Origin of the sequence: Microbacterium sp. NPDC057944 (assembly GCF_042887445.1) — a bacterium.
GTDB lineage: Bacteria > Actinomycetota > Actinomycetes > Actinomycetales > Microbacteriaceae > Microbacterium > Microbacterium natoriense.
In genome coordinates this window covers 491,954-504,441 of record NZ_JBHVPJ010000002.1, presented here as the reverse complement: position 1 = coordinate 504,441, position 12,488 = coordinate 491,954, and the positions used below count along the sequence as shown (strand labels likewise).

General features: G+C 67.3%; 13 protein-coding genes. 6 read left to right on the top strand and 7 right to left on the bottom strand.

Annotation, left to right across the window (positions count from 1 at the left end; genetic code table 11):
• Positions 1-5 precede the first annotated feature (5 nt).
• Complete coding sequence (locus tag ACFVRO_RS11800) at positions 6-2,357, top strand: ATP-binding cassette domain-containing protein (RefSeq protein WP_386952486.1); 2,352 nt, start codon at positions 6-8, stop codon at positions 2,355-2,357.
• 4 nt (positions 2,358-2,361) lie between these two features.
• Here ACFVRO_RS11800 and ACFVRO_RS11795 read toward each other — a convergent pair whose 3' ends face one another.
• On the bottom strand, positions 2,362-3,207 hold the full coding sequence (locus ACFVRO_RS11795; protein ID WP_386952483.1) for a class I SAM-dependent methyltransferase: 846 nt from the start codon (positions 3,205-3,207) through the stop codon (positions 2,362-2,364).
• A 60-nt stretch (positions 3,208-3,267) separates the two neighbouring features.
• Between ACFVRO_RS11795 and ACFVRO_RS11790 the strand changes: the two genes are divergently transcribed.
• On the top strand, positions 3,268-3,729 hold the full coding sequence (locus ACFVRO_RS11790) for an NUDIX domain-containing protein (protein WP_386952480.1): 462 nt from the start codon (positions 3,268-3,270) through the stop codon (positions 3,727-3,729).
• A gap of 170 nt (positions 3,730-3,899) precedes the next feature.
• On the opposite strand, the gene ACFVRO_RS11785 is transcribed toward ACFVRO_RS11790, so the two are convergent.
• Positions 3,900-4,655, bottom strand: coding sequence for a TetR/AcrR family transcriptional regulator (locus tag ACFVRO_RS11785; protein ID WP_386952477.1), 756 nt, complete (start codon positions 4,653-4,655; stop codon positions 3,900-3,902).
• Between ACFVRO_RS11785 and ACFVRO_RS11780 the strand changes: the two genes are divergently transcribed.
• Positions 4,645-5,997 (top strand): flavin monoamine oxidase family protein, encoded by a 1,353-nt coding sequence (locus ACFVRO_RS11780; RefSeq protein WP_386952474.1) that lies wholly within the window; start codon positions 4,645-4,647, stop codon positions 5,995-5,997. The genes ACFVRO_RS11785 and ACFVRO_RS11780 overlap by 11 nt on opposite strands.
• Positions 5,998-6,030: 33 nt before the next feature.
• Here the strand turns inward: ACFVRO_RS11780 and ACFVRO_RS11775 are convergent, their stop codons facing one another.
• Positions 6,031-6,564 (bottom strand): hypothetical protein, encoded by a 534-nt coding sequence (locus tag ACFVRO_RS11775; protein WP_386952471.1) that lies wholly within the window; start codon positions 6,562-6,564, stop codon positions 6,031-6,033.
• Between the two features lie 142 nt (positions 6,565-6,706).
• On the bottom strand, positions 6,707-7,333 hold the full coding sequence (locus ACFVRO_RS11770) for a TetR/AcrR family transcriptional regulator (RefSeq protein WP_386952469.1): 627 nt from the start codon (positions 7,331-7,333) through the stop codon (positions 6,707-6,709).
• Positions 7,334-7,409: 76 nt separating this feature from the next.
• On the opposite strand from ACFVRO_RS11770, the gene ACFVRO_RS11765 reads away from it, so the two are divergent.
• The 3 genes from ACFVRO_RS11765 to ACFVRO_RS11755 all read left to right on the top strand — a co-directional run bounded on the left by ACFVRO_RS11765 (position 7,410) and on the right by ACFVRO_RS11755 (position 9,520).
• Positions 7,410-7,790 (top strand): DUF1761 family protein, encoded by a 381-nt coding sequence (locus ACFVRO_RS11765; protein ID WP_386952466.1) that lies wholly within the window; start codon positions 7,410-7,412, stop codon positions 7,788-7,790.
• A 24-nt stretch (positions 7,791-7,814) separates the two neighbouring features.
• Positions 7,815-8,099, top strand: a complete 285-nt coding sequence (locus ACFVRO_RS11760) for a DUF1905 domain-containing protein (protein WP_386952464.1) — start codon at positions 7,815-7,817, stop codon at positions 8,097-8,099.
• A gap of 95 nt (positions 8,100-8,194) precedes the next feature.
• Positions 8,195-9,520: a nitrate/nitrite transporter gene (locus tag ACFVRO_RS11755; protein WP_386952462.1), complete on the top strand. Its 1,326-nt coding sequence runs from the start codon at positions 8,195-8,197 to the stop codon at positions 9,518-9,520.
• Between the two features lie 35 nt (positions 9,521-9,555).
• Here the strand turns inward: ACFVRO_RS11755 and ACFVRO_RS11750 are convergent, their stop codons facing one another.
• The 3 genes from ACFVRO_RS11750 to ACFVRO_RS11740 are packed head-to-tail and all read right to left on the bottom strand — an operon-like array spanning position 9,556 to position 12,457.
• The gene (locus ACFVRO_RS11750; protein WP_386954455.1) at positions 9,556-10,296 is read right to left on the bottom strand and encodes a formylglycine-generating enzyme family protein; all 741 of its coding nucleotides are present in this window, start codon (positions 10,294-10,296) and stop codon (positions 9,556-9,558) included.
• An 11-nt stretch (positions 10,297-10,307) separates the two neighbouring features.
• Positions 10,308-11,069 carry an SGNH/GDSL hydrolase family protein gene (locus ACFVRO_RS11745; protein WP_386952459.1) on the bottom strand — a complete coding sequence of 254 codons (762 nt, stop codon included), beginning with the start codon at positions 11,067-11,069 and terminating at the stop codon, positions 10,308-10,310.
• Between the two features lie 35 nt (positions 11,070-11,104).
• Complete coding sequence (locus ACFVRO_RS11740) at positions 11,105-12,457, bottom strand: MFS transporter (RefSeq protein ID WP_386952456.1); 1,353 nt, start codon at positions 12,455-12,457, stop codon at positions 11,105-11,107.
• Positions 12,458-12,488 lie beyond the last annotated feature (31 nt).

The following is a 12,488-nucleotide window of genomic DNA, read 5'->3' as shown; positions in this document are numbered from 1 at the left end:
AGAGGATGCAGCAGCACGCCGCCGACACCCATGACCTGATCCGCGTGCAGGGCGCGCGCGAGAACAACCTCAAAGACGTGAGCGTGGAGATCCCGAAGCGACGCCTCACCGTCTTCACCGGGGTGTCCGGATCGGGGAAGAGCTCCCTGGTGTTCGACACCATCGCCGCGGAGTCGCGCCGGATGATCGATGAGACCTACAGCGCCTTCGTGCAGGGATTCATGCCGTCCGTGCCTCGTCCCGACGTCGACGTGCTCGAGGGGCTCACCACCGCCATCATCGTCGACCAGGAGCGCCTCGGAGCGAACCCGCGCTCGACGGTCGGCACGGTCACCGACGCGAACGCGATGCTGCGCATCCTCTTCTCCAAGCTGGGGCAGCCGTACATCGGCGGCCCGACCGCGTTCTCCTTCAACATCCCCACCCAGAAGGCCAGCGGTGTGATGACCGGCCCCGGTGGGGAGATGAAGATCGTCAAGGACGCGATCTACCTCGGCGGCATGTGCCCGCGGTGCGAGGGGAGGGGAGCGGTCTCCGATCTCGACCTCGCCCAGATCGTCGACGAGTCGAAGTCCCTCGACGAGGGCGCGATCATGGTGCCCGGCTACACCGCGGACGGATGGATGGTGAAGGGCTTCTCGCAGTCGGGGTTCTACCCGGCTGACAAGCCGATCGCCGCGTTCAGCGAGAAGCAGCGGCACCTCTTCCTCTACGGCGAGGTCACGAAGGTCAAGATCTCCGGGATCAACATGACCTACGAGGGTCTCATCCCCAAGATCACGAAGTCGATGCTCTCCAAGGACCTCGACGCGCTGCAGCCGCACATCCGCACGTTCGTCGAGCGCGTCGCCACGTTCGCGGTCTGCCCCGAATGCGACGGCACCCGTCTGACGGAGGGCGCCCGCTCGTCGAAGATCGACGGCGTCAGCATCGCCGACGCATGCCGGATGCAGGTGACCGACCTCGCCGCCTGGGTGCGCGGGCTGGATCTGCCCGGTGCGGGCCCGCTGCTCGAGGCCTTGAGCGCGAATCTCGACGCCTTCGTCACTCTGGGTCTCGGCTACCTGTCGCTGGAGCGCCCGTCGGGCACGCTGTCAGGGGGAGAGGCGCAGCGCATCAAGATGCTCCGTCACCTCGGCTCATCCCTCACGGACGTGACCTATGTGTTCGACGAGCCGACCATCGGCCTGCACCCGCACGACATCCAGCGCATGAACTCCCTGCTGCTGCGCCTGCGCGACAAGGGCAACACCGTGCTGGTCGTCGAGCACAAGCCCGAGACGATCGCCATCGGCGACCACGTCGTCGACCTCGGACCCGGCGCAGGCAGCGCCGGCGGCGAGATCTGCTTCGAGGGCACCGTCGAAGGCCTCAAGGCGAGCGGGACCAAGACAGGGGCGCATCTCGACGATCGGGCGGCTCTCAAGGACTCCGTGCGCACGGGCGACGGCGCCATCGAGGTGAGGGGAGCGAGGGCGAACAACCTGCAGGACGTGGACGTCGACATCCCCAAGGGCGTGCTCACGGTCGTGACCGGCGTCGCCGGCTCCGGCAAGAGCTCCCTCATCCACGGCTCCGTCTCGAAGCGCGATGGCGTCGTCGCCATCGACCAGGGGGCCATCAAGGGCTCCCGTCGCAGCAACCCCGCCACCTACACCGGCCTGCTCGAGCCGATCCGCAAGGCCTTCGCGAAGGCGAACGGCGTGAAGCCTGCGCTGTTCAGCGCCAACTCCGAGGGAGCGTGCCCCACCTGCAAGGGGGCGGGCGTGATCATCACCGAGCTCGGCTTCATGGACACCATCGAGACGCCGTGCGAGGACTGCGGCGGGAAGCGCTTCCAGGCCAGCGTGCTGGAATACAAGCTCGCGGGCAAGGACATCACCGAGGTGCTCGACCTTCCGGTCGCCGAGGCGCGCGTGTTCTTCTCCGAGGGTGAGGCCAAGCTGCCGGCGGCCGCGGCGATCCTCGGACGGCTCCAGGACGTCGGACTCGGCTACCTCTCGCTCGGACAGCCGCTGTCGACGCTGTCAGGTGGCGAGCGTCAGCGGATCAAGCTCGCGATCCAGATGGGGGAGAAGGGCGACATCTACGTCCTCGACGAACCCACCACCGGACTCCACCTCGCCGATGTGCAGAACATCCTCGGACTCCTGGATCGACTGGTGGAATCGGGCAAGACGGTCATCGTCATCGAGCACCACCAGGCTGTCATGGCCCACGCCGACTGGATCATCGACATCGGTCCCGGCGCAGGTCACGACGGCGGCCGGGTCGTGTTCGAGGGCACTCCGGCCGATCTCGTCGCGGACAGGGCGACGGTGACGGGGGAGCACCTCGCCGAGTACGTCGGGGCGTGAAGGGTCAGTCGCGGCGCGCGATGATCGTGTAGGTGCACGGGACGAGGTTCTGCTCCGCCTCCGGCCAGGCGAATCCGTCCGGCACCTCGATCATCCGCTGACTGAACCGCCAGGGGAGTGTCTTCCCCTCGTCGAAGTGGAGCAGCCTCAGTCCTGCCCTGAGCAGGGCGCCGAGGATCTCGGAGAGCGGATGCGGCCACTCGTAGGTTCGCGGATGCGCGAGCGTGCCGTCGCCGACGTACGTGGACTCGTCGTCCCACTGCTGCGCGGTGCCGTCGCCGAAGTACGGGTAACGGAGGGTCAGCGTGGGTGAGTCCTCATCGAGCGCATAGAGCAGAGGATGACCGTCTCGGATGAAGAACGTCCCGCCGGGGCGAAGGAGCGCGACGATCTGCGCCGCCCATCGGTCCAGGTCGTCGAGCCAGGTGATGGTCCCGATGCTCGTGTAGACCACGTCGAAATCTCCGGTCACGGCACGTCGGGCGTCGAGGACATCGGTCTCGACCCAGGTCGCGTCGACACCTGCGCGCTCCGCCAGCTTCGACGCCGCGTGGAGCGCAGAGGGGGAGAAGTCCACACCCGTGACGATCGCGCCTGCGCGCGCCAACGAGACGGTGTCGGTGCCGATATGACACTGCAGGTGGCACAGGTCGAGCCCGGCGAGGCTCTCCGCGGGAAGGAACGGCGCAAGGGCGGCGAGATCTGCACGGACCACATCGCTCAGGTGCGCGGGATCGTCGTACGCATCCAGCCCGTATTCCTCTTCGTGCAGCGGCACGCGATCCTCCCAGTTCTCCCGGTTCGTCGCCCGCGCATCCTCCCACCCGATCTCCACGTTGCTCTCGTTCACGATGCGAGCCTATCCGCCGTGGTGCACGCCGGGCCGTCGATGCAGCGGGACAATGGACGGATGTCCATTGATCGCTCGTACATCCGCGTCAAGGCGATGCTCATCGCACCGCATCCCGATGGATCCCGGCACCTCGTCAGCAGGAATGCTCCGACGACGGAGAACCCGGACGGATACGACCGTCTCGTCGGCGGCAGCGTCGAGCTCGGAGAAACTCATCGTGAGGCGATCATCCGCGAGGTTCGGGAGGAACTCGACTCCGAGATCCTGGATCTGGTGCATGTGGGCGTCGTCGAGAACATCTTCCGGTTCAACGGTGAGCTCGGTCATGAGATCGTCGCGCTGTACACCGGACGTCTGGCGCCCATGCCACCCAGCGAAGGCGGCGCGCTCACGGAATCCGACGGCTCGACGGTCCCTGTCCTGTGGCGTCCGTTCGATGACGCTCAGCTCACGGTGCCGCTGTACCCCGCGGTTGCGAACGAGTGGATACGTGGCCTGCGCGGCGACCTCGTGAGGTAATGCCGATAATGCACATTATGTCAGATCAGTAGGTGACCCACCCCTCTGGATGCCATGAGCAATACGAGCGACGGACCGCCTACTCTGTTGGCGCGAGCTTCACGCTCACCGCTCTCGAACGCACATCGCCCCACCACTACGCCGGTGGACGCAGCTGTGACGCTTCGCGCTTAGATCGCACCCAAGGGCTTGTGTCGGCTGAGCGCCAGCCGAACTGTCATATCGGCAAGCGTTACGAGCTGGTCCCGCGCGCGGGCCCCTACCGGATCGCACAGGTGTTGAAGAATGAGGCCGTCCACGCCGGCCACGATGGCCCGGGCCAAGTCCTCGACGGGAATCGCGATCGTCTCGTTCGAGGCCTCGGCTGCCCGCTGGCACCAGCCGGCGACGATCGCGGTGTAACGATGATATTGCTGCCTTGCCAAATCCTGATGCTCAGCGGTTCGCAGGGCGTAGAGGGTCAGCTCGTACTGGACCAGCTGGAGGTCACGCCCGCCCTCGACGAGCCGGCTCCAGAAGCCGTCGAGCCCGGTACGGATGGCGCGTTCTAGGCCGTGATGGGTGTCCGCCGAGGCCTCCAGGACCGACGCAATCTCGTCGCCCACGTCCTCGATGACTGCCCTGAGCAGCGCCTCCTTGGATGGGAAGACATACTGCATCGTGGCGAGCGGAACTCCGGCCTCGGCGGCGACCACGCGGACAGAAGCTCTAGCGACGCCGTGTTTCGCCAGTGCGGACCGGGCCGCTCCGATGAACTGCTCCCGGCGCACCGACTGTTCCAAGTAGGGCATCTCCCCCTCGCTCTCGGTTGATTGACCCACATCCTCGCAAGCGACCCTTGCCGACGGCTCGCTGGCCACTCTAGTATCAATGAAATCGGTCAAGTGACCGAATTCCGACGAACGGTGAGACCAGATGAAGGTCATGGTGATCGGTGCGGGGCTGGCGGGACTGACGGCGGCCCGTACCCTGCAGCAGAGTGGTGTCTCGGTGACTGTGCTCGAAGCACGCGACCGGGTCGGTGGCCGCACCGAAGGCGGCGAGATCGCGGGGGTGCCGATCGAGTTGGGCGGCACCTGGATCGGTGAGGGACACTCGCGAATGTATGGGCTCGTCGAGGAGCTGGGTCTGGAAACGTTCAGAACCTGGAACGACCAGGGCAAGCTGGTCATCGAGCTGGGAGGAAAGCGGACCCTGGTCGCGCCGACCAAGGGGGCTGTCCCCCGGCTGAACCCCGTCGCACTCGCCGACCTCGCCCAAGGGATGGTGCGCTTCGGCCGGCTGGCACGCAACGTCGACACCGCACAACCGTGGGCGCACCCGAGAGCGGCCATACTCGATGGGCAGACGTTCGAGTCCTGGATCCGCCGCAACCTGCGCACTCCTAGCGGCCGCGCGTACTTTCGGGTCGCGGCCGAAGCCGTGTTCGCCGCCGACGCCAGCGACGTCTCCTTGCTGCACGCGCTCTTCTACGCAGTCAGCAACGCCGATCTCGAAACGCTGCTCGCCGTCGACCGCGGTGCGCAGCAGGACCGGGTGGTCGGGGGTTCGGTGCTCGTGGCGCAGCGCCTTGCGGAGAGCCTCGACGTCCGCCTCGACACTCCCGTCGCTTCCATCCGACACGATGGGAACGGCGTCACCGTCGCCACCAGGAACGGCACGGTCTTCAAGGCCGACCGTGTCGTGGTCGCCTTGCCTCCGACCCTGGCCGGGCGGCTGCAGTACGCCCCGCCCCTGCCGGCCTGGCGGGACCAGCTCACCCAGAAGCTTCCGGCCGGGACCGTCGCGAAGACCTTCGCGGCCTACCCGACCCCGTTCTGGCGAGATCGGGGTCTCAACGGCCAGGCCGCCTCCGATCAGGGCCCGGTCAAGGTGACCTTCGACGTCTCCCCGCCCAGCGGAGAGGTCGGCGTCCTGCTGGGATTCGTCGAGGGTGGGGAGGCACGACGCTGGCAGCGCCTCTCTGCCGGGGATCGCCGTCAGAGGGTGATCGACAGCTTCGTGCGCTATTTCGGTCCGGAGGCTGCTTCACCGACGGTCTACGTCGAGCAGGACTGGAGTGCACAGGAGTTCACCCGCGGATGCTACGGCGCGCACTTCGCTCCCGGTGTCTGGACGAGCTACGGCAACGTCCTGCGGGAGCCCATCGGAGTGATCCACTGGGCCGGCGCCGAGTACGCCGAGGAGTGGAACGGCTATATGGAGGGCGCCGTGCGATCTGGTGCCTCCACCGCGACCAGCATCCTGGACCGACGCGTCCTCCCCTGACGACACCGGCGCCTGCGCCAGCCGAGGGGACGCTCACAACCCGCTGAGAGTCAACGGCGTGAAGTCGACACTCGAACCACGGTGGCGTGCTCGAAGCCATTCGATCGCCTCGTGCAGGTCTCGGCCGATGTTCGTCAGCGAGTCGAATCGCGTCGTGTGATAGATCGCCAGCTCGCCGGTATCATCGCGGGCGCCGGTGTCCCAGGCGAGATAGTCGCCGTTCTCGCTCATGGCGAAGACCACAAGTCGCTGCGCGATCTCCCACGAGCCGTGGGGTTCGACCTTCCAGTCGTAGCCCTCCGTCCGGCCCTCAACGAAGTCCTCATGCAATCGATCAGTCAGGTGTTGGCCTCGACCCACCACGCCGTCACCGAATCCCGAAGGGGTCGGTGTGTAGATGAGCCAGAGACCGAACAGTCTCCCCCAGCCGAACGATCGGACGAAAGAGACGTACGACGGCGGGAACCCTGCGCCGTCCGGCAGCAGGTGGTTCTCGAGCGTTCCCTCATCCAGTGTCGGCTCGGGCAGCTCGCTGATGGAGAGCTTCCACGGATCCTCGTTGTCCACCCCTGAAGGGTATCCGTCGGCTGCTCGGTGGCACTGTGTCGGGAGTGTCGACGGCCAGCTGCGATCGGTGCTCACGGATGAGTGGGACCACGAGATCGTCCTGTCCTCACTCCCCTGAGCGGACGCGTCGGCGCATGGACTCTCAGCGAGAGCCGTCGACCCCGTAGCCTGCGAGGAACAGCTCGACCGCGCGTGAGACGTCGACACCAGCGGGAGCGCCTCCGAGCAACTGCGCGTTCAGCGGGGCTCCGATGACGAGCCAGGTGAACTGCTCCGCAGCCGCATGAGAATCCTCGATCTGAAGCCGCCCCTGCTCGCTGATCCCCTGCAGCGCTGCGGCGAGGTTCTCGATGTTCGCGTTCCAGCTCTCCTCGAGGTACCGCTCCGCCACATCCGGGTGCGCCGTGGCCTCAGCGGTCACCAGCCGACGCATCTCCAGCACGGGGGTGCTGAGGATGCCCGCTCGCATCGTCTCCCCCAGTTCCACGAGCCCGGCCCTCACGTCACCACTCTCCCCCAGGCGTGCCAATGCCGGCCGCATCGCATCCCGCCCCGCGTGCGCCCAATCGCGCACGACCGCGGCGAAGAGGGCCGGCTTCGACGAGTGCTCCCGGTACAGGGATGCCTTCGAGATCTTCGCGCGCTTGGCGACTTCGTCCATCGAGGTCCCGGCGTATCCACGCTCCAGAAACACCCCTCGAGCGACCGCGACCAAGTCGGCGCCGGAACTCCCCGCAGGTCGGCCGGGGCCGCGAACGCTGTCTGTCATGGTCACTACTTTAGTACTTGACAGTTCTAAAGTAGGCGGAATAGCATTCAGCACTAATCGGTACTAAAGGAGCGTCATGATCGTCATCGGAATCCTTGTCGCGTCGGTAGCCTCATTCCTCGCCAGCGCCGCCCTCTATGCGATACCCGCCGTGTCTGCGCTCATCGCGCGAACGGCGACGCCGAGACCCGGACTCCCCGTCGCCGTCCAGATGCTCAGCGTGCTCCTGCGGAGCATCCTCGCCTCCGTCTTGATCGCCGGGCTGATGCTGGCTGCCGACTGGCACGGCCCTGCGACGGGCGCAGCGCTCGGTATCGCCCTTTCCGCACTCCCCCTCATCCTCCTCATGGGCGGCGTGGTGCATGAGAACACCGCCCTGTCGGCAGCCGGCGTGCATCTGCTCGACTGGATCATCAAGCTCACGCTCATCGGGGTCATCATCGGCATCTTCTTCTGACACGAAACCCGATCGGAGAACCTCATGACCAGCACGACCCCCTTGGACATCACCTTCACCGCGACACTGGGAAAGGTTCGCGCCGGAGACACGTGGACCTGTGTGCAGCTGCCGGACTCGGCATCGATCTTCGCCACTCGCGGCCTGGTCAAGGTCGAGGGGACCATCGATGACGTGCCGTTCCTGGGCGCTTTCATGGCTCTCGGTGACGGAACCCACAAGCTGCCCGTCGCGGCGGCGATCAGGAAGAGGATCGGCAAGACCGATGGAGACGACGTCACCGTCCATCTGACCGGTCGTCGGAGTTGAGCGGCTCCGTCTGACCTCCTCCGCGGGCGCCGACTCGTCGCTCCACGATGTCGGGTGGCGCGATCCGAGCCGCCGAGCAGGAGTAGCGTTGAACCGTGAAGCAGGTACACGTCTCCCCCGCAGCGACACCGGGATGGCGGGCCTGGCTCATCTGGTCAGTCGGCGTCGCCGCCTATGTCCTGGCCATCACGAATCGCACCTCTCTGGGCGCCGTCGGCGTCGATGCTGCAGACCGGTTCCAAGCCGATGCCTCGACGCTCGCGCTCTTCGCCGTCGTACAGCTGGCGGTGTACGGCGGGATGCAGATCCCGGTCGGCGTCCTTCTCGACAAGTACGGATCGCGCCCGATCATGACCATCGGCATGATCCTGATGGCGGCAGGGCAGCTGACCATGGCGGTCTCTCCCAGCATCGGCATCGCGATTCTCGCCCGCATCCTGCTCGGGGCAGGCGATGCCGCGATCTTCCCTGCGGTGCTCCGTCTCGTGGCGACCTGGTTCCCGGCGCAGCGGGGGCCGCTGATGGTGCAGTTCACCGGCATCCTCGGGCAGGCGGGCCAGTTGGTGGCGCTCGTTCCGCTCGCCGCGTTCCTGCACGCCACCAGCTGGACGATCACCTTCGGAAGCATCGCGGGACTCGGAGTGCTGTTCGCGATCCTCGTCTTCCTCGTCATCCGCAACCATCCGCCCGAGCGCGGTGCAGACGTCACCGTCGACACGGACACCGGGGTCATCCGCGTCGTCACCTCCGCCATCGACACCGGTGTCGGCATCCGAGCCGCATGGGCGCACCCGGGCACCCGCCTCGCGTTCTGGTCCCACTTCACCACGCCGTTCGCCGGCACCGCGTTCGTCCTGCTCTGGGGAATGCCGTTCCTCACCGCAGCGCAAGGGCTCGACACGGCGCATGCCGCGGCGATCATCTCGGTGTATGTCGTCGCGGGCATGGCACTCGGCCCGGTGATCGGCGACCTGTCTCGGCGGATCCCGAACCAGCGCTCCTTCGGGCTCGTCCTGCCCGCTGTCGGCATCCAGTTGGTCGCCTGGGTCGCGGTGATCGCGCTCCCCACGCGGGCGCCCGAGTGGATGCTGTACGTGCTCGCCGTCGCGCTCGCGACCGGAGGCCCCGCCTCCATGATCGCCTTCGACCACGCCCGCACGCACAACCCGTCCCACCGGCTGAGCACCGCGACGGGCGTGACGAACGCGGGTGGCTTCATCGCGGCACTCATCGCGATCTTCCTGATCGGACTCGCCCTCGATCTGCAGGGCGCGGGAACACCCGCCACCTACACGCTCGATGCGTTCCGCGTCGCATTCCTCATGCCGATCCCGTTGTGGATCCTCGGCACCGTGTTCATCCTCATCGAGCGCAAGCGCACCCGCATCCGCGTCGGTCTGGATCCCGAACGGCGTCGTTGACGGCCTCGAACGGCGACTCTGACGCCGGACGAAGGTCACCGGGTGGGGCGTCTGAGCGGCGTCCACCCGAACGGCACAGGGCCGTCGAAGACCGCTCTCTCCTCGTCCGCGCTCGCTGACCACCCCTGCGCTTCGCCAGGGGTGTCGAAGGCACCTCTCGCGACCCGGAGACCGACGTCCTCATGATGCATGCGGGGCGCTCCCCCGCGTCGGACCGATGCGCGCACGCTCCATGCATCATCCGCGAAGCCGCCCCCACGGAACACGCGGTAGTCGTCGTAGCGCGCAGGGTCCAGCAGATCCCAGCACCACTCCCAGACGTTGCCGAGGGTGTCGAACAGGCCATTGAGGTTCGGGAGCTTCCCGCCGACATCCTGAGGAGAGGCGACCCCGTCCGCACCGGTCCACGCCGCATCGGCGAGAGGTGCGTAGTGGGGGCCCGTCGAGCCCGCGCGGCAGGCGAACTCCCACTCCGCCTCGGTGGGCAGCCGGTATCCCTCTGCGGTCACATCCCAGCTGACGTCCTCTCCGTCGAACCGGTAGACGGGGTCGAGTCCTTCCCACTCCGATGCGGCGTTGCAGAAGTGCACCGCTCTCAGCCAGCTCAGGTCGGCCGCCGGACGACGCGGATGCCGTGACGGCACCGGCAGCACCTCCGCGAACTGCTCCTCGGTGATCGGGAAGACGCCGATCTCGAAGGGTTCCACCACGACGAGACGCTCGACCTTGCGTCGCGCGTCGTGCAGGGTGACGGCGCCGCCGGCGATCCGCCGCATCTCGATGTCGGTCACGGCGTCCGTGGCGTCCGCTCGACCCAGTCGGGATACTTCGCGGTGCGCCCATCCCCCGACGATGTCCCTGTCACGCGCCGTTTGACCCACGGCCCGACGAATTCGCGATAGTACGCGAGTCCACCCGGGCCCATCCCCCGCTCCTCCCGCGGCGCCCACCAGCTCTCCGGCGGCTCGAATCCGAGCGCGTGCAGAACGCGAGCGGCCACGCGATGATGCCCGGCGGCGTTCATGTGAAGACGATCCTCCGACCAATACTGCGGTCGGTAGAGCTCGTGATCGCCCCAGTTCAGCGCCGTGACGACGTCCGGACGCTCGGCGACCCGCCGCAGCACGGCATCCGACAGGAGATCTCCGCGCTTCTGGAACACCTTGCCCATCGGCAGCTGCCCGCTCGGGTTCGCTCCGGAGAGAAGGATGAGCGTCACGCCCTCTTCGTCGCAACGTCGCAGCACGCGGCTGAAGGCGTCGGCGATGTGCTCGACATCGGCTCGGGGCCGGAGCACGTCGTTGCCTCCGCCGTTGAACGAGAGGTGCGTCGGACGCAGGGCCAGCGCAGCCTCGAGCTGCTGCTGGACGATCGGCCAGGCGAGCTTGCCCCGGATCGCGAGATTCGCGTACTGGATAGGGTGCCCCGCGGCATCCGCCCAGCCCTGCGCGGTCAGGTCTGCCCAGCCGCGCTCCCGCCCGTCGGGGAGGACATCGCCGACACCCTCCGTGAAGGAATCGCCGATCGCCACGAAACGTACATCTGCCACCCCCTCAGCCTATGGCCGGGTGGCGACATCGGCGCTCACCGGTCGTCCAGCGACTGCCCCTTCCGGTCGCTGAGACCCCAGGCCGCCAGCGCGGCGACGAGGAAGCAGATGCCGAAGATCACGAAGACGATGGGCGGGCCTCCCATGAGCAGCAGTGCCGGAACCGCGAGCGGCGCGATGATCGACGCCACCCGCCCGCTGCCGGCCGCCCATCCTGCGCCTGTCGCCCTCAGAGACGTGGGGTAGACCTCCGGAGTCACGGCGTAGAGCGCACCCCATGCACCGAGAGTGAAGAAGGACAGCGCCATCCCCGCGGCGATGATCGTGCCGGCGCTGCTCGCCGTGCCGAAGAACACCGCGGAGATCGCAGCCCCGACGAGGAACACCGAGAGCGTGCTGCGCCGCCCCCAGACCTCGATCAGCCAGGCGGCCACGGCGTACCCCGGAAGCTGGGCGAGCGTGATGATCAGCGTGAACCCGAACGACCGGACCAGATCGAAACCCGCGTCGACGAGGATGCTCGGTATCCAGATGAAAGCGCCGTAGTAGGCGAAATTGACCCCCAGCCACACCACCCACAGGCAGACCGTGCGGAGCCTGAACTCCGGATGCCACAGCGTCGTGACGCGTGACCTCGTGGTCGCGGTGATCGCCCTGGACGGCGGTTCCCTCCTGATCGCCGGACCCGCCACGATTCCCGCATCGAGTTCGAAGGACACGACGATCCGCTCGGCCTCCGCGATGCGGCCGCGCATAGCGAGCCAGCGCGGCGACTCCGGCATGCCCCACCGTACGAACAGCGCGTACGCCGCGGGGATCGCCCCCAGTGCGAAAGCCCAGCGCCAGCCGTCGTCGGATGCCGGGATCACGAAGAAGCCGATCAACGCCGCGGCCGTCCACCCGACCGCCCAGAACGCCTCGAGGATCACGATCAGGCGCCCGCGGATCTTCACCGGAGCGAACTCGCTCACGTAGGTCGACGCCACGGGCAGCTCAGCGCCCAGCCCGAGTCCCACGAAGAAGCGCAGCACCAGGAGCATCGCCAGTCCGCCGACGAGCGCGCTCGCCCCTGTCGCGAGCCCGTAGATCAGCAGGGTCATGGCGAACACCTGGCGGCGCCCCAGGCGGTCCGCCAGCAGCCCTCCGAGCGTCGCGCCGACGGCCATTCCGATGAAGCCCACCGAGGCGACCCACCCGGCTTCGGGCTTCGTCAGCCCCCACTGCTGCGTGAGCGCCGCGATGATGAACGAGATGAGCCCGACATCCATCGCGTCGAGCGCCCAGCCCAGACCCGAACCGGTGAGGAGCCGTAGATGTCTCCTGGTGAACGGCACCTCATCCAGGCGCTGGGCGAGAGACGCACGACTCGGCAGAGAGGTGTTGGCCATGTCCTTCATCGTAGGGCCGGCACCGCTCCTC